Origin of the sequence: Psychrobacter sp. VH5 (genome assembly GCF_050572635.1) — a bacterium.
Classification (GTDB): Bacteria; Pseudomonadota; Gammaproteobacteria; order Pseudomonadales; family Moraxellaceae; genus Psychrobacter; species Psychrobacter celer.
Map to the genome: position 1 here is coordinate 1,243,622 of NZ_CP192145.1, position 19,512 is coordinate 1,263,133.

A 19,512-nucleotide genomic window follows, 5' to 3' on the forward strand; every position below is an offset into this window, starting at 1 on the left:
CTAAAAGTTTTATTAGAATATAAAGGCTAACAATGCGAGATCATCCTTAGCGCAATATAGGCAATTAGTATAGGGTAATAGTCGTGTAAATGCTATTGCATGACGTGTCAGTCGTGATGGGTTTATGATCAAATCCTCGAGCAAGGAGTGCTGGTGTATTGGTTGGTAGGTGGTTTGATTATCGTCGTGATGATGGGAGTGCTGGCCGTTGCAGATAGCATGCCAAGCGTCTCATCACTGGTTGATACCATTAATCCTTCAGTATTAGCCCTCATACTAGTGATGATGAGCTTTGTGCTTATTATGCTCTCTCGCCTTTATACACCTGCCACTCCAGCCGCGCAATCAACGCCATTTTCTTCTCAGACCTCCTCACAGTCACCTGTTATTGAGTTATCCATTAGCAAACGCCTTTTGCTCCTTGCCCGTCATATAGTGGTCGTGATACTGGCAGCGGGGCTAATAGGGGTTAGCGCGTTACAAGCACTGGTCAGTCACCAGCAAGCGGAGTCGAGCAAAATCACTGCGCCACTACGCGTGCAAGCATTGGTGACAATCGAAGGTATCAGCGATAGTGTTTTGGATGCAGCTGCAGACACTGGCTATCGGCAGGTGGCAGTCATCACCCACCTCTCGCCTTTGGTCTCTGAGCTGACACCGCAAGATTTGGATAATATCACCGCCAGCCACTTAGCAGATGTACAATCACATACCAATAAAAATAGCCTAAGTATTAAAAGCAATTCAATCAATCTTGATACGCTGCACACTGATAGGCATCGCATATTGCTCAGTGCTTATCCTCAATCTTCGCGTCGGCCAGAGACGGCCAAGCAGTTTGCCAGTCTCTCTCAGCTAAAACCAGGGGAGACGCGGTGGATGAGCTTGGCGCTGTCTCCATTGGCGATGGCCGAGCAGGCAACCAGTAGCCCCTCTGGCTTTGACAGCTATCGCTGGTTGCGCGGTCGCCATATCGATGGAGTGGCGCATGTATTGGTGACAGCGACGCAGCCTGTCAGTACTGCTGATACAGATCTGCTTGTAGCATCATCTTCTCTTTCTCATCTGTCGCGCGTGCGTACGTATATCGATCGCGGACGCTGGCAGCTGCGCCAGCATTTTTATCAAGGCTGGCATGTGCTTACTGGCGATGAGCAACAAGCAAAGGCGGTTACGCTCAGCTTGCTGACAGGAGATAGGAGCCTTATCAGTCACGAGACCAAAGAGCTATACCAGCTGGCGGGCATCTCGCATTTACTGGCGATATCAGGCACCCACGTTTTGTTTTTGGCCATTGTGTTGGCAGGTGCAGCGGTGATGATAGTCAATCAGTTATATCCCGCCTTGTATCGTTACGTACCGCGCTGGCAAGTGCGCTGGTGGGTGATGATTGGCGCGGCTTTTGTTTATGCGCTATTTACCGGATTTGATGTGCCTGCTGCTCGTACCGCCTGGATGCTATTTGCTATAGGACTGATGCGCTTGAGCTTACTGCCTGTTAGTACCATGCGGGTATTACTGGCGCTGGCTGTTCTTATGGCGTGGTGCGATCCTTATGTATTATGGCAGGCAGGCTATTGGTTGTCCTTTGTCGCAGTGGCACTATTACTTAAGTATGAAGACAGATCACATCACCCTCATACATTGGCCAGCACGCAGACAAACACATCATCGTCGCATCAGAATGAGGCTGGCGGCAGGCTATGGCTGCGGCAGGGATGGGGCGTAGCCAAACGTGTCTTCAAGTTACAGTTTTGGTTGTTTATTGCTTTATTGCCCATCACATTGCTACTCTTTGGCAAGGCCTCATTATGGGGTCTTATCATCAATATGTTTGCCATCGGTTTATTCGGCTGGGTCATTGTACCGCTGAATTTATTGGCAGGCTTGATTTATCTGCTATCGCCGACGCTGGCAGATGGTCTATGGTCGTTTGTCACCGCCATTATCCTGAGTTTGCATCAGCTAATCGATTGGTTGACGACATTGCCTGCATTGTCTGCCGCGTGGTTGTACACACCCATCAACATGGCTATCGTGCTAATGATGGTATTGGTGATATTGCCTTGGCTGTTGCCACGAGGGTTCATCAGTCGCGGGTTAGCACTGCCGCCTTTGGTGCTGCTCATGATGACGGTTTATGCCAATCAGCAATCATTGATGGCTGTACCGACGCTTTACTTATTGCCGACTGGCGATCAGTATATAAGCGCCAGTGTGCTGCAATACCCCGTGACGAATGACAGTGGGGAGAGTGGTGAAGATGAAGATGAAGTCAGTTGGTTGTTTTTGGCAGATCACAGACCAAGTGATGCACCGACCATGCCAAGTAGGCTTACCGCAGAGGCATTGTCTGCCACTGTGGCGCAGCAGCTGGGTAGCTTATCAATAAAGCGCTTGCACGGTGTCGTTGTACAAAGTAGCAGCGCCACTTTGAGTCAAAGACAAATCAATGATGATCCGCCAAATTCCTTGCAGGCTTCTACCTCTGAGTTGTTGCCTCTGACAGTGCTGCAGCTATCGCAGCATTTACCGACTTATCAGTACTGGCAAGCAGGGCGCATCGATCGATGGCCAGCCTTGCAAGCCGCTTATCAAGTCACTCATCCCGCCGCGGCAAAGTCTTCTATCAGTGCGCAGCGCTGTGAGGAGGGCAAAACATGGCAATCGGCCAATAACAAGTTGTCCATCACCGCGATGACAGGTTGGCGTCAGATAGAGGACGCTAGCGTGTGGGACTGTACGATAGCGATCGATCTTAGCGGTATAAAGGGTAGCCGTATGCCGATACAAGTGCTTAGGTATAACGCCGCTGCACCGCTCAAATCTTCTGCTGCTAGCGTCCAAGTACTTCTTGATCGCTTAGCGACTCAGCCGTCTGACTCATCATCGCCGCAGCGCCATACGCCGCCTGAACGCATCATCTTAAATGCCGATAGCCATGCACGAGTCTGGCAGTTATGGTCGCTGATGTGTACAGATGAGCGCGCAACGTCGGCACAGAGTAGGTGGCTCGGTCACAGCACGTCGTCTGTCACCGCTGATGTACTAGAGCGCCAGCGTGTCGGGGTAGTTATCACGCATGATGATAAAATATTGCCAGCCGCACTGCCCTTAGAGACAAGAGATACAAGTATGGCGTCACCCTAATAAAGATGCTGCCATAAAAACAAGGTTTGGCCGATCAGTGTTACAATATGGTGATATTTCACCGTTATACTATATTTTACCGTTATGCTATATTTCACCGTTATGCTATTGAACCATGCTAAAAATAGCACCATACTTAGCAGCACTATTCACAGTTGATATCAATGGATAAAGGCATCATGGGCAAGGTATCGCGGCCCATGTGTGCTTATATGCTGTTTTTTATCGTTTTAGATTGTTTCTGACTTAGGAAGTTATATGCCCAATTGGCCACCAGACCCTAACAAACGTCCTGATAATACCCCAAATCAGCCAACGCCAATACAGCAGCCAAGCCAACCAAGCGGGCAAGAATGGCGACTACTAGAAAATACCTTGTTGGCCAGTGTGGTTGAGCAGCGCCGCGCCCGTCGTTGGGGGATTTTCTTTAAGCTATTAACCTTTGGCTATATTTTACTGATATTTTTGACCTTGGGCCGTGGTTGCAGCAGCAAAGCGCCAACGGGGCTCGAAGGTGTCGATACCAGTAAGCCGCATCTGGCTGTGGTCGAGCTACAAGGGGTCATTAGCAGTGGCGATGTGGCCAACGCGTATGACGTCAATGAAGCCCTGACCCGCGCCTTTGAAAACAGCAATGCCAAAGCGGTCGCCTTAGACATCAACTCGCCTGGCGGCTCGCCCGTACAGTCTGATGAGATTTGGCAGACGATGATGGACTTGCGTCAAGAATATCCAGACAAAAAACTCTATGCCGTTATCGGTGATGTCGGTGCCTCAGGCGCTTACTATATCGCGTCTGCTGCTGATGAGATTTATGTCAATCCGTCAAGCCTCGTCGGCTCTATCGGGGTGATTATGCCAAGCTATAATATCGAAGGCTTGATGGATAAGTTTGGTGTCGAAGACCGTACCATCACCGCAGGCGAGTACAAAGATATTTTAAGCTTGTCACGCCCACTGACCGACTATGAAGAAAATCATGTCGAAAAAGTACTGGCCAACACTCATAAGCACTTTATCAACGCTGTAAAAGAAGGCCGCGGTGACCGTCTAAAAAACCCTGAACAAAACAAGCTATTTTCAGGCCTTTTTTGGACAGGTGAACAGTCCATAGAGCTGGGTTTGGCAGATAAAAAAGGCAGCATCGCCAGCTTAGAGAAGCAGCTAGAGCTAGACAATGTCGTCAACTATAGCCCAACCGATCCGTTCCAGCTCTTTATGGACCGCTTTGCTGTTAAGTTGGGCGCTGGCGTGGGTTCGAGCATCGGCCTTGATGTGTTGCCACAATCAGAGGGTAACGCGCAGATGCGCTAAGTACTGTATGTTTTCATACGATTGTGTATGATGGTTGAGGCTGGGCGTATGCTCAGCCTCATTGGTATGTCACCTTCATTATCTGCCATACCAATGACAAATAACGTAAACCATATAAATCATATAAACCACCATATAAACCACATTGTCACATTTGATCAGGATCTGATGAGAGCTTGTTATGAATGATGAAGTCGAATTGCAGGCCTTTAGCGCCGCACTGCCCATCTCAAAAATAACCCAGAAGCCTGTGCTGCATTTTGCCCATGCCAATGGTATGCCAAGTGCGGTCTATCAGCCGTTTTTTGAACATTTATCTGAGTTTTTTACCATTGAGTATATCGCCAGACTGGGCGATACTCCTGGCTATCCGGTGGATAATCATTGGCGCAGCATGACGCAGCAGGTTATTGATAGCGTAAAAAACGCGTGTGACAAGCATGGCGTGACTCAAGTGGTGGCAGTGGGTCACTCGCTTGGCGCGATGTGTACCTTGCAGGCACTGTACCGCGCGCCTGAGCACTTTGCCCAAGCGGTGCTGATGGATCCGCCATGGATTTATAGCAAAACCAGTCTACTTTGGCATATGGCCAAAATAATAGACAGACTGCCGCTTATGAATAACCGCCTAATGGACGCATTGTCGCCCTCTGGGATATCGAAACGTCGCCGTGATGTTTGGGACAGCCGAGAGGCAGCCTACGAAAAAATGCGTCATAAAGGTTTTTTTAAGAATTTTGATGAGCGTAGCTTTCAGGGCTATATCGAGCATGGCTTGCACGAGCGCGCCGATGGCAAGGTGACACTGGCCATCCCCAAAGCCAGTGAGGTGGCGGTGTTTCGTACCAATCCTTCTTGGTATTGGCTGACGCCCAATCGTGGCCCTAAGGTACCTGTGACGCTGATTATCGGCGAGGATAGCTTGTTTTTAAAGCGCCGCTTCCCGCAGCAGGTTCAATCGCGGCTAGGCATTGCGTACCAGACCCATGCAGGCGGTCATATGTTCCCACTTGAGTACCCAGAGTCAGTCGCGCAGCACGTACTATCATTGATTGAGCAGCAACTAAAGCCTAGCGGCGAAAACCAACCACCTACACCGCGACAGATACAGGCTATAGTCGATTCTCAATAAAACAGATACATTATAGGTCAACATGGCACTGGTATAAATTTTCCTTGCGAGCTGTGCCTGCGCTGCTCGATGCTGCATAAAATTTATCCCAGTCCCACTGTATCATTTTTATACTGAACTCACCATATAGGCTCTAAACAGCTAGGCAGTGTGCTACTTTAAGTGACGATTTATGCAAAAAAACACGATCATCGCCCATCAATCCTCTATCACAAAACAACCGCCGCTGTTTTCGCGTTTGGGCGCGTTTGTGCTGACGGTGGGGGTGGTGATGGCGTTTTTTATCAGTCAGCTATTAGGGGTTTATATCGCTGGCAAGTTGGTATTGCCCACTGGTAAAAGCGCCAGCATGGCTGATATTTTTTATTTTGGCAGTAATGATGGCACGGTCGTCAGCCTCTCTATCCTCATAGGCTGTGTTTTGTTAGCCGCTATGAGCGGTTTGCTGATTGGTATCAGGGGCGGCAACGTACGGCACTATCTGGCACTAACGCCGTTTTCACTCGCAGTCGGCATAGGTATGCTTGGAGTGTTATTGCTGTTTATGATTGGCAGTCAGGCCTTGACGTATGTGTTAGGTGAGACGCCGCTGGTGTTTGTCGATCCGCTGTATCAGTCTGTCAGCTCGGTGTGGCTATTGGTGTTTGCAATGGTGATCGTCGCGCCTGTTTATGAGGAGCTGATATTTCGCGGGCTCCTGTGGTCGGCAATCGCTGAGCAGTTTATAGATACAGATAATTTATCACATTTATCGCCGCGCGGGGCAGTTGTTGCAAGCGTCGTGACCAGTTTGATATTTGCGGTCATTCATGTGCAGTACGGCGTCTATGAAATCAGTACCATTGTGGTACTGGCATTGATATTTTGTTATGCGCGTTTTAAGTCAGGCTCGCTGCTGCTGCCGATACTACTACATATCATCAATAATGGCGCTGCTATGTGGCAGTATCTGGCGCAAGTGCCTTAAGTAGTAATTATTAATTGCTAATTAATGCGCGAAACAGCACATTACTTAAGTTCATGTGGTGTCAATCCATGTGGTCTTAATCAGTACGGTTATACATCAGGATTGAGCGCCAACACCTCATCAGCTGCCTGCTTGACATCGTCGAGCGTTAGCTGTGGTTTGCCGCTTAAGGCTTGTCGCCATTTACGCGCGCCCATCAGTCCTTGAAACAAACCCAGATAGTGCCGCGTCATCGTAGGCAGCGCTTCGCCTTTAGCGATTTGTGTTTCTAGATAGGGGAGGAGCTGCGCCAAAATCTCTGAGCGCTTGGGCGTAGGCGCACCCCACAGACCATTGGCCTCTGCCAGCAGGTAAGGGTTGTGATAAAACGCCCGCCCAATCATCACCCCATCGACGTGCTGCAAATGCGCCTCGATATCTTTGATGGTGTCGATACCACCATTGATCTCGATATCGAGCGTAGGGAAGTCTTGTTTGAGGCGGTACACATCGTCATAGCGCAGGGGCGGTATTTCACGGTTTTGTTTGGGGCTCAAGCCTTGTAGCCAAGCGGTACGCGCATGGACAATAAAGCGTGTACAACCAGCCGCTGCTACTGTCTCGACAAAGTCCACCATAAACTCATAACTGTCAAAATCATCAATGCCGATACGGTGCTTGACGGTCACAGGAATATCGACCGCAGCCTGCATATGCTTGACCAAGTCAGCAACCGTCTCAGGCTCCGCCATCAGACAAGCGCCTATTTTATTGTGCTGCACACGGTCAGATGGGCAGCCCACATTGATATTGACCTCATCATAGCCATACTGCTGGGCAAACTCAGCACACTGCGTCATCTCGCTATTGTCGGCGCCGCCCAGTTGCAACACCAATGGATGCTCAAGCGCATCAAAGCGCAGATGCCGATCGCGATTGCCATGGATGAGTGCACCCGTGCTGATCATCTCAGTATAAAGATAAACATGCGGATTAAACAACCGCGCAAAGTAACGATAATCTGTCGTTGTCCAATCAATCATAGGGGCAACAGAGAGTCGTTTATTGCTCATATCAACCATAGGGGTGGGGCCTTAATAAAGAGTCGTTAAATGTGTAGTAGTGGCTAAATGTATAAGCGTGGTTTGGTCTATGGGGTCTTAAGCGCATAAAAAAAGCGTCATGCAGCTACCATGACACCTTATGTATCATCCATGATCCATCATTCATCATCTATAAAGCTAAGACACGACCGAGGCTGCGACCCGTTAGGTCGCGATTAGATTACATGCTCAATCTTCTTAAACTCGGGTAAGTTGTAAAAATAAAGGCCCATGATGATACCGATAAAACCGATAAATGCAACGTAGAGAGCCGGAGAGAAACTCACTAGAGTCGTGGCATAGCCGAGTCCAAAAGGAATCAAGATACCGACGATGCCGTACGTGACATTATAACAAAGTGCCATGCCAGTTAGACGTACATTTGTCGGAAACAGCTGTACCAAGATAGCTGGCATCATGCCAATAATACCTGAGCAAAAGCCTAAGAGGGCGTACATGATCAAGATATAATCGCCACCAGCGTCTAAATGATAAAAGAAAGCAAAAATCATGGCGATAAGTAGCGCGGAGCCTGCGGCAAGAATTTTACCAAAGTTTTGGTAGTTCGATAAAATCCCATAAAAAACACAGCCAAAAATCATAAACACAATGCCCAGACTGTGTGAAAACCCAAACAAATCCGCATCTAGGTTAAAGCGCAGCTTGATCAAGTCGGGCAGCAAAATGACAACGACGGTGGTGATGCTGGAGATGATTAAGGTCAAAATCATCCCAATAAAGACAGAGTGCTTGCAGTGCTTAGACAGCAGCGTCAAGGGTTTGGCGACATAGTTTGGTGGTTTTGATGCTAGCATGGCCGTAAAAAAAGGCGTTTCACGGACCAAGCGCCAGGCCAATAGCGGCAAAAAGCTCAGTATGGCTGCCACAAAAAACGGCAGTCGCCAGCCATAGTCGACCAATTGCTCAGTGGTCATAACGTTCGACAACCACATAAAAAACGCATTTGAAAACAACACACCCACAAAAAAACTGGCCGTGACATAACTACAAGCAACCGACAAATACTGACGGGGCATGTGCTCGGCCACAAATACCCAAGCCAAGGGCACATACAGGCCAAATGCCATTCCTTGTATGAGCCGCAGCAGGATAAACAAAGCAGGCGATATCAGTCCCCACTGTGCATAGGTCGGCAAACAAGCCATGACTAGCAAACTGATGGCACTGACGAGCATACTGACGAGTAAAATAAACTTACGCCCTTTGATATCTCCATAGCGCCCCAGCAAAACACCGCCGAATGGACGAGCAAGATAACCGACGGCAAACAGTCCTAACCCTTGTAGCCGAGCAACATTGGGATTGCTATTGACGGGGAACAGCGCCGATGCCACGATATCTGAGATATATAAATAAATCAAAAAATCAAAAAACGCGACGGCGCTACTAAAGCAAATAAACAATACCATGTTTCTATCTTTCGTAGACATCAGGGCATATTGAGAACGATTAGGCATAGTAAATCACGCATCCACACCACAAGCTAATGTGGTCGTTAAGCCGATTATCCTCTAGATAATCCGCATGATAAAAACTGACACCTCCCGATAAAAAAGGGAAGCGTCAAGACAGTAATATTCAGAGTGTTTCGCTATTTTTAGCCCATTGAAATAGGGCGTGTTGAAAATTCGACCGTGGCACTGACAGCGACTATTTTTTAGGCGATTCGATGTTAAAAATAATAAGTTTAGTCATTCTAAGCGCTTATTTTTAACGATGAAGCGGCAAAAAAGAGTCCTGTCCCCTGCTTTTTATCGTTGGGGCTGATGCTAAAATTGCCCCATACTGCGTTACAAATCTCGCTAAGGCATCTGCATTATCGTCGCTTTGTGCCTTGTCTGGAACAATTTTAGCGATCAGCAGTGCCTATTTGCGAATGTTCAACACGCCCTAATTATCGAGTGAATAAAAGCCCCGCCTGAGTACTACAATAACCAATCAATCGGCAACCAAGACATGATGGTCAGCCAGACATGGTCACTCATGTCGACTCGCGGCTCTGAGTCGTATACTACCTTTTCGCCGTTTTCCATGGTGTGCCACTGCAGGCGACCGTTATCTAGCAGCTTTACCTCATAAGCTTGATTGAGCAAGTCATCACTGAGCGCGCCATGCAGCTGTCTTGCCAGCTCGTCGTCGTTGATGATCACGCCCATCTCGGTATTGATATTGGCAGAGCGTGGGTCGACGTTATATGAGCCGATAAACACTTGATAGTCATCAACGGCAAAGGTTTTGGCATGGAGACTGGTTGAGGATTGACTGCGGGCTTTCCATAGCTTGTTTTCACGCTTTTCTTCACCAGCGGTGGATTTGAGCTCATAGATTTTTACGCCTGAGCGCAGCAGCGCTGGCCGCCACTGGCTGTAGCCTGAGTGCACAGCGGTGACATCCGTTGCGTCAAAAGAGTTGGTCAAGATTTTGATATCGATACCAGCATTGGCCAGCTGTACTAAGGTGTTGACGCCGTCTTTGGTCGGGACAAAATAAGATGAGATGATGGTCAGTTTTTTGGTCGGGCTGCCAAGCAGGGTACGCAGTTGATGCACCAAGTTGGTATCGGCAGGGACGGCCTTGCTCAGCTTGCCGACATCATCGCTCAAAAACTGCATGTCTGTCCAACGAAACGGCACCCGCTTGCTCACTAAGTCCTCATCTATGGTCGACTCTTCAATCGCTGCTTTATAGACGGTCAAGCTGCTATTGGCATGGTGTTTTTCATCTTGACCAATCTTGTCTAGCGCTGCCAAAAAATCAGTGGTTGCGCCATCGCCAAGGGTCGCGAGCGTCTCGATGTCAAACGACAGCGGCGACGACCAATAGCTGGCAAAACTATTATCAATATCGGCCACGACTTTGCCGATGAGCAAGACGTCCAGATCAGCAAACTGGCTATTTTGATCGTTACTTAGGTATTCATTGCCGATATTACGTCCACCGATGATGGTAATCTGCTTGTCAAAGGTCATACTCTTATTGTGCATGCGCCGATTGATTCTAGGCAGGCCTGTGACGTAGTTTAGGGTTTGAAACTTACGGTGCATCAAGGGGTTGATGATGCGTACCGCGATATTTGGATGACTGGCAAAGCGCAATAAATGCTGATCAAGCTCAGCATTATTATTAAAATCATCGAGTAGCAAGCGCACGATTACCCCGCGCTCAGCCGCTTCCCACAAGTCTTTGAGCATTAGCTGGCCGGCCTGGTCATTGTGCCAGATATAATACTGGGCATCGATGTTGCGGGTGGCCATACCCGTCAAGATGCTGCGAGAGGCAAAGGCATTGGCTCCAGTGACAATCGGGTGATAGCCTGATAAGTCTGGGTGGATATCGTTTTGTTCGCTGATGGCGGCGACCAAATCTGTTTGCTCAGAGGGTTTGCTGTTTTTTGCTTGATACAGTGCATGGATGCGTGCAGACAGCGCTTGACTCTCGGGCAGGTGCGGCTGCTTGGGTAGGCTCTGACAGGCGCTCAGTCCCAATGTCAGTCCGAGGGTTAGGCTCAGTGAGAGGTTGGCTGGATCTATACTAAACATCGACATGACGGATTTACCTTAATGAGCCTGTATTTACGGATTAAGTCGTTTGCTGGGTGTGTCGGACAGCGACCTTATCGTTACGCTGTCTATGACCACAAAAAATAGAGGTTTTGAAATAATAGCATTGATTAGCAAATCGATAATAGTACTGCGTCAGGTAAAATCTGAGACTAACTCGAAATCGACGCTAAGCTTAGCAGTTGTTGCTATATCTGCCTATTATAAATACGTTATTTTTGTTAAATGGCTCAGCGTATTGCAGCGTCTCTCCCAAAGTAATAGGGGGTCTGGTACGCGCTCGTGTGCCGCTGGGCTGAGTATGCAAAAATACGATTTAGCTGGCCTTTGAAACCAGATGTTTGGAATAAGTTGACATGCTATGATAAGGCGGATGGGTAAGATCGACAAAGATATGCCGTCATTTTACCAATCACCCTCTATCAATTTAAGGCGTGCCCTCATCAGCCCGTGTAGATGATAATCGACTGAGTGGAGGGCACGCCCCAGTACTCCCCAAGGCAATGGAAGATATATGAGTCAGTCGCACACGCAGAATGATAAAAACTTAAATACACTGGATCCAAACTGGCGCAGCGATGCGCTCGATTTAGGCCTTGATTATGGTATGCAAACCATCGCGGTACGAGCTGGGCACCATCGCACCGATGAAGGCGAGCATTCAGAGGCTATTTTTACCACCAGCTCTTATGTTTATGCGTCGGCCGCCGATGCTGCTGCGCACTTTAACGGTAGCAAAACAGGTAACGTGTACTCACGTCATACCAATCCTAGCGTACGTACTTTTGAGCGGCGTTTGGCTGCGCTTGAGAATGGCGAGCGCGCGGTAGCCACCGCTTCAGGCATGGGCGCGATTTTGACCATGTGTTTGGCCTACCTAAAAGCAGGCGACCATCTGCTGGCGGCCAATCAGCTATTTGGCTCATCGATTGGGCTGTTTAATAATTACATGACAAAGTTTGGGGTCGAGGTCAGCTATGTCGATTGCTTCGATAATGACGCGTGGGCAAAAGCGGTGCAGCCAAACACCAAAGTGATATATTGCGAAAGCCCAAGTAATCCACTCGCGCAAATTTGTGATATTGGCTATCTAAGCGAGCTGTGCAAAGCCAATGGTATATTACTTGTCGTTGATAATTGCTTTGCGACGCCGGCGCTGCAGCGGCCATTAGATTTGGGCGCGGATGTGGTGATTCACTCGGCGACCAAATATCTAGACGGTCAGGGCCGCGTGTTGGGCGGCGCGCTGGTCGGTAGTGATAAGCTGATGCAAGATGCCTTTACCGTGGTGCGCTCAGGCGGTATCAGTATGAGCCCGTTTAACGCGTGGGTCTTTACCAAAGGGCTTGAGACACTAAAGCTGCGTATGCAGGCGCACTGCCAAAACGCCAATCAAGTGGCAGAGTTTTTGGCTCATCATCCCAATGTCAGTACCGTGCATTTTTCAGGCTTAAGCGATCATCCCGCCCACGCGCTTGCCACGCAGCAACATCATATGCAAGGTGGCTACGGCGCTATCATGGGGTTTGAGGTGAAGCCGCAAGCCCGCTCTGATGGTGGTATCAACGATGCAAAAGCAGCTGCTTGGCATGTGATAGACGCCACTCAAATGCTCTCTATCACCAATAATCTGGGCGATGCCAAAACCACCATCACTCATCCTGCTACCACCACCCATTTTCGCCTGAGCGCTGAGGCGCGCGCAGAAGCGGGTGTCAAAGACAGTCTCATTCGTTTGTCGGTTGGGTTGGAGGACGTGGCAGATATCATCAAAGATTTGGCGCGCGGCTTAGACAGTTTGTAAAGATAACGGTATAATCACCGTCAACGCATAAACGTGACGTGATGAAAACCGACGCATTACGTTACGTATTTCCATAAAATACCAAGAGGCGATTATGAATATTCAAGCATTGATGCAACAAGCACAAACGATGCAAAAGAAAGTCGAAGCAAACGTTGAAAACGCCAAAAAAGAGCTGGCTAACAAAGAAGTACAAGCAGAAGCGGGCAGTGGTCTGGTCAAAGTCACCATGACTGGTCGTCACGTGGTCAAGCGTTTGACCATCGATCCTAGCTTATTAGAAGACGAGCCAGATATGATCGAAGACCTCATCGCTGCTGCGATCAATGATGCAGTACGTCAAGCCGACGAGCTATATGAGCAAACCATGGCGAGCGCGACCTCAGGCATGGGTCTGCCACCAGGTATGCAAGGCTTGTTTTAAACAGATCAAGGGCAGTCTAAGCAAAGCAAGTATCTGGCATGGTTTTAAAAAAACATGTGGAATATAAAGCCTTTAGACGCCAAAAACAGCACGCTGAACACAAAAATGGGGTTGTTATCGACACGATACGACCCCATTTTTATAGCTACGATTTATACATGAAGTTAAAAAAGGAAGACACTTTGCTGACAGCCAAATTTGATCAGCTGGTCAAACAGCTGCGTATCTTGCCAGGCGTGGGACAAAAAAGCGCCCAGCGTATGGCGCTCCATTTGCTGACCAAAAAACGCCCGCAAGGCATGGCGCTCGCGCAAGCGCTGGATGAGGCAATGCGAGATATCGTTGAGTGCCAGCGCTGCCATAGCTTCAGTGATGAGGCGATTTGTCCATTATGCCAAGATCCGAGGCGTGATGATGGGCTGTTATGTGTGGTCGAAACCGCCGCTGATGTGATGGCGATAGAGCAAACGGCAGGTTACCGTGGTCGTTATTTCGTCTTAGGTGGTCATCTGTCACCACTAGATGGCATCAGTGCTGATGACTTAAACATCGATCAGCTGGTGTGGCGAGTCAAACAGGAGCCAGTGGCGGAGCTGATACTGGCGACAGGTACCACGGTCGAAGGCCAGACTACCGCCCACTTTATCAGTGAAGCGGTCAATCGTCATGTCAGTAAAATCACCCGTTTGGCGCAAGGCGTACCGATGGGCGGCGAGCTTGAGTACCTCGATAGTATGACCCTCGGGCAAGCCATGCAAAACCGCTCGTTTTTATAGTATTTTCTATATCAATTTCATAAATTCTCTATAAAAGCCAAGTCTTGTCCATTTTATTTTGTGATATTGTTATAATGGTTTTGATATTCACTTTTATTAAGGCGCGGTTTAGCGTTTTATTTTCTTCTATTTCTGCAGGTATCTGCCCGTGTCCAACCATATCTCAACCGCTGTTACTCCATCCAATCATTCAGAGCCTGCGGCCACCGCTGACGAGCCGGCGACGCCAGTCAATACCGGCGCAGAGTCAGTAGACCTGCCGCCTGAGCCTGACATTAATGCTTTATTAGATATCGCTGAAGACGCCGATGTGACATGGGTACGTGAGCAAGAGGGTTTGGCTGACGTGATAGAGGCGTTGGCGACGTGCGGGCGCGTGGCGTTAGATACCGAGTTTATCAAGCGTGATACCTACTATCCGCGTTTGGCTTTGGTGCAGCTCAACACAGGCGATCATATCTATCTATTAGACGCACCGCGACTACAATTGGACGATTTTTGGCAAGCCTTGACAGAGGTAGATGTAGCGATTTGGCATGCTTGCGGCGAAGATTTGGGTATTTTTTATCTGTTATCTGGCTGTCCGCCTCTCACCAATATCTTTGATACGCAAATTGCACTGTCTTATTTGACGGGTCAATTACAAATGGGTTATCAGCAAGCGCTTGATGACCAGTTAGACATGCATATCGATAAAGAACAAAGCCAGTCTGACTGGCTACAGCGTCCGCTATCAGATGAGCAAGAGCAGTATGCGATTGATGACGTGCGGTTTTTGCCTGCGCTTTATTTAAGTCTTGAATACGAGCTAAAAAAGCAAGGTCTCTTTGACTATGTGTGGGAGGATTGTCAGCTATATGCCCGTGATCTCTATGACACGCAGCACATGGCCGACGATGAGATGTATCTTACGATGGCGGATTATCGTTATACCTCTGAGCAGATGGCGATACTGCAAGCAGTGGCAACATGGCGTGAGGAGCTAGCACGGGCGACCAATCAGCCGCGCACCTTTGTCATAAAAAAACAAGCGGTACGTGAAATTGTCACCGAAAAACCCAGCAACATGCGCGAGCTTGCGCACAAAACCACCATGCACCGCAGCATGCTACGCCTCTATGGTGAGGAGTTGCTCAAAGTGATTAAGGAAGCCAAAAACCTGCATCCTGCTGAGCATCCTGCCTGCTTGCTACCACCATATCGTTCCAAAAATAAAGTCCTATCAAAAGCGGTGCAGCAAGCGATCGAGGCGCACGCAGAAAAAATCGGTGTGCCTGCCAATGTCTTGATGCGCAAAAAATGGCTGGCGCAGCTCTATGAAATCATTGCCTTTGATAAAGACCTCACCGAGCTGCCAGAAGGGCTGCAAGGCTGGCGTCATAAATGGGTGATACAAACCTTGATACCGGTGATTAAAGGGTATAAAACCGAGCTACAGCAGGGGATGGGTATAAAAGCTTAAGACAATCTCATCTATGAGGTTTGGTTGGGCTTAGTGTTTTTAATGTCGAGCATTTTTAGCGTTTAAACTGTCCATGTCGTAAAAAATATTGGGTCTGCTCGGCGACCGCTTTGTCGACCAGCATTCCTGTGTGCGAGACGGGAAGGATGATGTGATCCGCCGCCGCATCGATTTTGGTCTCTGAGACATATACCGTGCCATCGTGTAGTAGATGTTCTGCTGATGGCATGTTACCTGCCTGCCGCAGTTTGCGATTATGATACTGTAAAAACAACTGCCCTAAGCCATAAGGACGATTACCGGCAATCACGCCTAAGGTAATATGCTCCGGTAAGGGCGCGACCGTGCCATCTAGCGCATCGACGTACGAGCGCCCCACCACCGCTGGGGTCAAGCGCCAAATATAGTCAGCACAAACACTACCCACATGCGGCGTGCCAAGCGTTACGCAGCGTCCAATTTGCCACTTGGGATACTGAGTGACGAAATCACGAATAATCAAACCGCCTAGACTGTGACCGACCAGATCGATTGGCTGGTCAGGATGGTGGTTTTCTTCTAGCCAGCGATTGAGCCGTGCGCTATTGGTTTTGATGCCATCACGCAGACTACGATAGCCAAATTGATAAGTATCAAATCCTGCGGCTTGCAAGCGTTTGGCCAATGGCCGCATGATCCAAGCGGTTTGATGCAGACCATGGATGAGAATGACGCGGTTTTTTTGGTGCATGCTGACTTCCATTAAAAATAATATCCATTAAAAACGTACGGTTAACAACTTGATGATATGAATAGTATAGCGCTAAATGTCTCAAGCCAAATAAAAACCTCCAAATCAGCTACTGACTTGGAGGTTTGTTTTTATGTTAATTGTTTATACTTAGTTGAAAACTACATATAGTTTTCGATGCTTGGGCAAGAGCACATAAGGTTCTTATCGCCATAAGCGTCATCGACACGTGCCACACTTGGCCAGAACTTATGAGCGCGGATGTACGGCAGTGGGAATGCAGCGGTATCACGGCTATATGAATGCGACCATTCTTCACTGGTAATCATCGCCGCGGTGTGCGGCGCATTGACCAATGGATTGTCTTCTAATGTCCAACCATCTTCGCCAGCTTTGGCCTTCATAGCCTCAGCTTTGATAGATTTAAGTGCACTGATAAAACGATCTAACTCTTCTTTTGACTCAGACTCAGTTGGCTCAATCATCAACGTACCCGCAACTGGGAAACTCATGGTTGGTGAATGGAAACCATAATCCATCAAGCGCTTGGCGATATCGCTCTCAGTGATGCCAGTTTCTTCCTTCAATGGACGAATATCGATGATACACTCGTGCGCAACGCGGCCGTTTTTGCCCGTATAAAGAACAGGGTAGTGGTCTTGTAGTTGAGTGGCGACATAGTTGGCATTTAAGAGCGCAAGCTCCGTGGTTTTTAGCAGACCATCGCGGCCCATCATGGTGATATACATCCAAGAGATGGGTAAGATACTCGCTGAGCCATAAGGCGCTGCCGATACCGCTGAGCAGTCTTTTTGCGCGTTGTGTACAGGGCTTAGCGTATGGTTGGCCATAAAGGGGGCTAAGTGCGCCTTCATGCCGATAGGGCCCATGCCAGGACCGCCGCCGCCATGCGGGATACAGAAGGTTTTATGCAAGTTCATATGCAGTACGTCAGCACCGACATCAGCAGGCTGCATCATGCCGACCTGTGCGTTCATGTTGGCGCCATCCATATAGACCTGACCGCCATGCTTATGAATCAAGTCACAGATATGACGAATGCCTTCTTCAAACACCCCGTGCGTCGATGGATAAGTAATCATCAACGCACCTAGGCTTGAGCTATGCTCTTCACATTTTGCCGTCAAGTCCTCAATGTCTACGTTACCGTTTTCGTCAGTTTTGACGACGACGACTTTCATGCCCATCATCATGGCCGTTGCAGGGTTGGTGCCGTGCGCCGACTGCGGGATCAGACACACATCACGCTCTGTTTCGCCCAATGATTCATGATAGCGGCGAATGGCAAGTAGGCCTGCGTATTCACCAGAAGCGCCTGAGTTTGGTTGCATCGATACATCGTCAAAGCCGGTGATGGCTTTTAGCTGATCTTGTAAGCTATCGATCATGGCGATATAGCCGGTGACTTGGCTGCGCGGTGCAAAGGGGTGCACGTTGGCAAATTCAGGCCAAGTAATCGGTAGCATCTCACTGGTGGCATTTAGCTTCATGGTGCAGCTACCAAGTGAAATCATACTGCGGTTCATCGCCAAATCTTTGTCTTCTAGCGACTTTAGGTAGCGCAGCATTTCGTGCTCGGTGTGGTGTGAGTTAAACACCGGATGGGTCAGGATGTCATCGGTACGCAAGTGCGCGCTATCGAGTGATACGCGAGCTTCTGCTGGCAAGTCATGCGCTTTACTGACAAACAACTGCGTTAGCGCCTTAAAGTCTTGCGCGTCGCTGGTTTCACTAAAGGCCACGCTCAGCTTGGTCGTACCTAGACGCCATAAATTGTAGCCAATGTTTTCTGCGTTTTCAAAGATTTGGGTGGCCAGCTTTTCTGAGCCACAATCGATGACCACGGTGTCAAAAAACTGCTCATGTACCACGGTAAGATTGCTGTCAGCCGCGGATTTGATCACATCAGCAAAGGCAGTTGCAAATGCATGGATGCGAGTGGCGATACGTTTGACGCCGCCTGGACCATGATAAACCGCGTACATACCTGCAAGGTTGGCTAGCAATACTTGTGAGGTACAGATGTTTGAGTTGGCTTTTTCGCGGCGGATATGCTGCTCACGTGTCTGCAGTGCCATACGTAGCGCGGTATTGCCTTGCGAGTCTTTTGACACACCAATGATACGGCCAGGTGCTGAGCGCTTGGCTTTGTCAGAGAAAGCAAAATAGGCGGCGTGTGGACCACCAAAGCCCATTGGAATACCAAAGCGCTGGGTACTACCAAGTGCCACATCTGCGCCCATATCGGCTGGTGACTTTAACAACACCAAGCTCATGATGTCGCTGACGACGCTGACGTAGGTTTTGTTTTTCTTGACCGCAGCGATGACGTCGGTTAAGTCTTTTACATCGCCTTCAACACCGACGTATTGGAAAATCGCGCCAAAGTAGTCGCCTGATTTGGCGGTTTCAAAATCACCGACGACGACCTCCCAACCGAAGTACTTGGCACGAGTGTTGATGACATCTAGGGTCTGCGGATAGATGCGCTCATCCACAAAAAACTGGTTTGATTTGCTTTTGCTCACGCGCTTTGACATCGCCATCGCTTCTGCCGCAGCCGTTGCTTCATCAAGTAGTGACGCGCCTGCCATCTCCAACCCTGTCAAGTCGATACATACTTGTTGGAAGTTAAGCAGTGCTTCTAGCCGACCTTGAGCGATTTCTGCTTGATAAGGCGTGTAAGCGGTGTACCAGCCTGGGTTTTCTAGCACGTTACGCTGAATGACTGCAGGCATACGTACTGGCGAGTAGCCTTGACCGATGTAGCTTTTGTTTACCGTGATGTCGTCTGCCATGGTGCGCAGCTTGGCAAGTGCAGCATGCTCACTCATCGCGACTGGTAGATCAAGCGCTTTGTGCAAGCGCACAGGCTCAGGCACGGTATCGTTGATAAAGCTTGCCATATCTTGATAACCAACGGCGCTGAGCAAGTCAGCTTGTTTGGCATCGTTTGAGCCTAAATGACGATAGACAAATTCAGCTTCGTTAAATAATCCTTGGAAGGTATCAAACGTTGGGTTTTGAGAGATAGTCATGACATTCCTTGGTTAAGGGAGTGGTAAAGGA

General features: G+C 48.8%; 13 protein-coding genes. 8 read left to right on the forward strand and 5 right to left on the reverse strand.

The genetic code is table 11. From position 1 onward, the window contains the following. Positions 1 to 153 precede the first annotated feature (153 nt). The 4 genes from ACNFVB_RS05300 (at position 154) to ACNFVB_RS05315 (ending at position 6,563) form a co-directional block, all read left to right on the forward strand. The gene (locus ACNFVB_RS05300) at positions 154 to 3,150 is read left to right on the forward strand and encodes a ComEC/Rec2 family competence protein (protein WP_430738319.1); all 2,997 of its coding nucleotides are present in this window, start codon (positions 154 to 156) and stop codon (positions 3,148 to 3,150) included. 258 nt (positions 3,151 to 3,408) lie between these two features. Beyond that, entirely contained in the window at positions 3,409 to 4,464 is a 1,056-nt protein-coding gene (sppA, locus tag ACNFVB_RS05305; RefSeq protein ID WP_105245118.1) for a signal peptide peptidase SppA, read from the forward strand. A 181-nt stretch (positions 4,465 to 4,645) separates the two neighbouring features. Then, positions 4,646 to 5,596, forward strand: a complete 951-nt coding sequence (locus tag ACNFVB_RS05310) for an alpha/beta fold hydrolase (RefSeq protein ID WP_430738320.1) — start codon at positions 4,646 to 4,648, stop codon at positions 5,594 to 5,596. A gap of 172 nt (positions 5,597 to 5,768) precedes the next feature. Next, positions 5,769 to 6,563, forward strand: coding sequence for a CPBP family intramembrane glutamic endopeptidase (locus tag ACNFVB_RS05315; RefSeq protein WP_430738321.1), 795 nt, complete (start codon positions 5,769 to 5,771; stop codon positions 6,561 to 6,563). A gap of 89 nt (positions 6,564 to 6,652) precedes the next feature. Here the strand turns inward: ACNFVB_RS05315 and dusA are convergent, their stop codons facing one another. From dusA to ACNFVB_RS05330, 3 genes are all read right to left on the reverse strand, one after another. Then, complete coding sequence (gene dusA, locus ACNFVB_RS05320; RefSeq protein WP_430738322.1) at positions 6,653 to 7,624, reverse strand: tRNA dihydrouridine(20/20a) synthase DusA; 972 nt, start codon at positions 7,622 to 7,624, stop codon at positions 6,653 to 6,655. Between the two features lie 197 nt (positions 7,625 to 7,821). Next, positions 7,822 to 9,075: an MFS transporter gene (locus ACNFVB_RS05325; RefSeq protein ID WP_430738323.1), complete on the reverse strand. Its 1,254-nt coding sequence runs from the start codon at positions 9,073 to 9,075 to the stop codon at positions 7,822 to 7,824. A 516-nt stretch (positions 9,076 to 9,591) separates the two neighbouring features. Continuing rightward, positions 9,592 to 11,211, reverse strand: a complete 1,620-nt coding sequence (locus tag ACNFVB_RS05330; RefSeq protein ID WP_430738324.1) for a phospholipase D family protein — start codon at positions 11,209 to 11,211, stop codon at positions 9,592 to 9,594. Positions 11,212 to 11,740: 529 nt separating this feature from the next. Here ACNFVB_RS05330 and ACNFVB_RS05335 point away from each other — a divergent pair. The 4 genes from ACNFVB_RS05335 to ACNFVB_RS05350 all read left to right on the forward strand — a co-directional run bounded on the left by ACNFVB_RS05335 (position 11,741) and on the right by ACNFVB_RS05350 (position 15,692). Beyond that, on the forward strand, positions 11,741 to 13,030 hold the full coding sequence (locus ACNFVB_RS05335) for an O-succinylhomoserine sulfhydrylase (protein ID WP_430738325.1): 1,290 nt from the start codon (positions 11,741 to 11,743) through the stop codon (positions 13,028 to 13,030). Between the two features lie 94 nt (positions 13,031 to 13,124). Next, complete coding sequence (locus ACNFVB_RS05340; RefSeq protein WP_075101100.1) at positions 13,125 to 13,454, forward strand: YbaB/EbfC family nucleoid-associated protein; 330 nt, start codon at positions 13,125 to 13,127, stop codon at positions 13,452 to 13,454. 182 nt (positions 13,455 to 13,636) lie between these two features. Then, on the forward strand, positions 13,637 to 14,230 hold the full coding sequence (recR, locus tag ACNFVB_RS05345; RefSeq protein WP_075101236.1) for a recombination mediator RecR: 594 nt from the start codon (positions 13,637 to 13,639) through the stop codon (positions 14,228 to 14,230). Positions 14,231 to 14,378: 148 nt separating this feature from the next. Further along, positions 14,379 to 15,692 (forward strand): ribonuclease D, encoded by a 1,314-nt coding sequence (locus ACNFVB_RS05350; RefSeq protein ID WP_430738326.1) that lies wholly within the window; start codon positions 14,379 to 14,381, stop codon positions 15,690 to 15,692. A 55-nt stretch (positions 15,693 to 15,747) separates the two neighbouring features. On the opposite strand, the gene ACNFVB_RS05355 is transcribed toward ACNFVB_RS05350, so the two are convergent. Both ACNFVB_RS05355 and gcvP read right to left on the reverse strand, forming a co-directional pair. Further along, positions 15,748 to 16,422, reverse strand: a complete 675-nt coding sequence (locus ACNFVB_RS05355; protein WP_430738327.1) for an esterase/lipase family protein — start codon at positions 16,420 to 16,422, stop codon at positions 15,748 to 15,750. Positions 16,423 to 16,583: 161 nt separating this feature from the next. Beyond that, positions 16,584 to 19,481 (reverse strand): aminomethyl-transferring glycine dehydrogenase, encoded by a 2,898-nt coding sequence (gcvP, locus tag ACNFVB_RS05360; protein WP_430738328.1) that lies wholly within the window; start codon positions 19,479 to 19,481, stop codon positions 16,584 to 16,586. Between the last annotated feature and the right edge of the window lie 31 nt (positions 19,482 to 19,512).

Excerpts from the sequence above, each read along its gene's own strand:
- sppA (WP_105245118.1), top strand. The coding sequence starts at position 3,409 with ATGCCCAATTGGCCACCAGACCCTAACAAACGTCCTGATAATACCCCA.
- ACNFVB_RS05310 (WP_430738320.1), top strand. The coding sequence starts at position 4,646 with ATGAATGATGAAGTCGAATTGCAGGCCTTTAGCGCCGCACTGCCCATC.
- ACNFVB_RS05315 (WP_430738321.1), top strand. The coding sequence starts at position 5,769 with ATGCAAAAAAACACGATCATCGCCCATCAATCCTCTATCACAAAACAA.
- dusA (WP_430738322.1), bottom strand. The coding sequence starts at position 7,624 with ATGGTTGATATGAGCAATAAACGACTCTCTGTTGCCCCTATGATTGAT.
- ACNFVB_RS05325 (WP_430738323.1), bottom strand. The coding sequence starts at position 9,075 with ATGGTATTGTTTATTTGCTTTAGTAGCGCCGTCGCGTTTTTTGATTTT.
- ACNFVB_RS05330 (WP_430738324.1), bottom strand. The coding sequence starts at position 11,211 with ATGTCGATGTTTAGTATAGATCCAGCCAACCTCTCACTGAGCCTAACC.
- ACNFVB_RS05335 (WP_430738325.1), top strand. The coding sequence starts at position 11,741 with ATGAGTCAGTCGCACACGCAGAATGATAAAAACTTAAATACACTGGAT.
- ACNFVB_RS05340 (WP_075101100.1), top strand. The coding sequence starts at position 13,125 with ATGAATATTCAAGCATTGATGCAACAAGCACAAACGATGCAAAAGAAA.
- ACNFVB_RS05355 (WP_430738327.1), bottom strand. The coding sequence starts at position 16,422 with ATGCACCAAAAAAACCGCGTCATTCTCATCCATGGTCTGCATCAAACC.
- gcvP (WP_430738328.1), bottom strand. The coding sequence starts at position 19,481 with ATGACTATCTCTCAAAACCCAACGTTTGATACCTTCCAAGGATTATTT.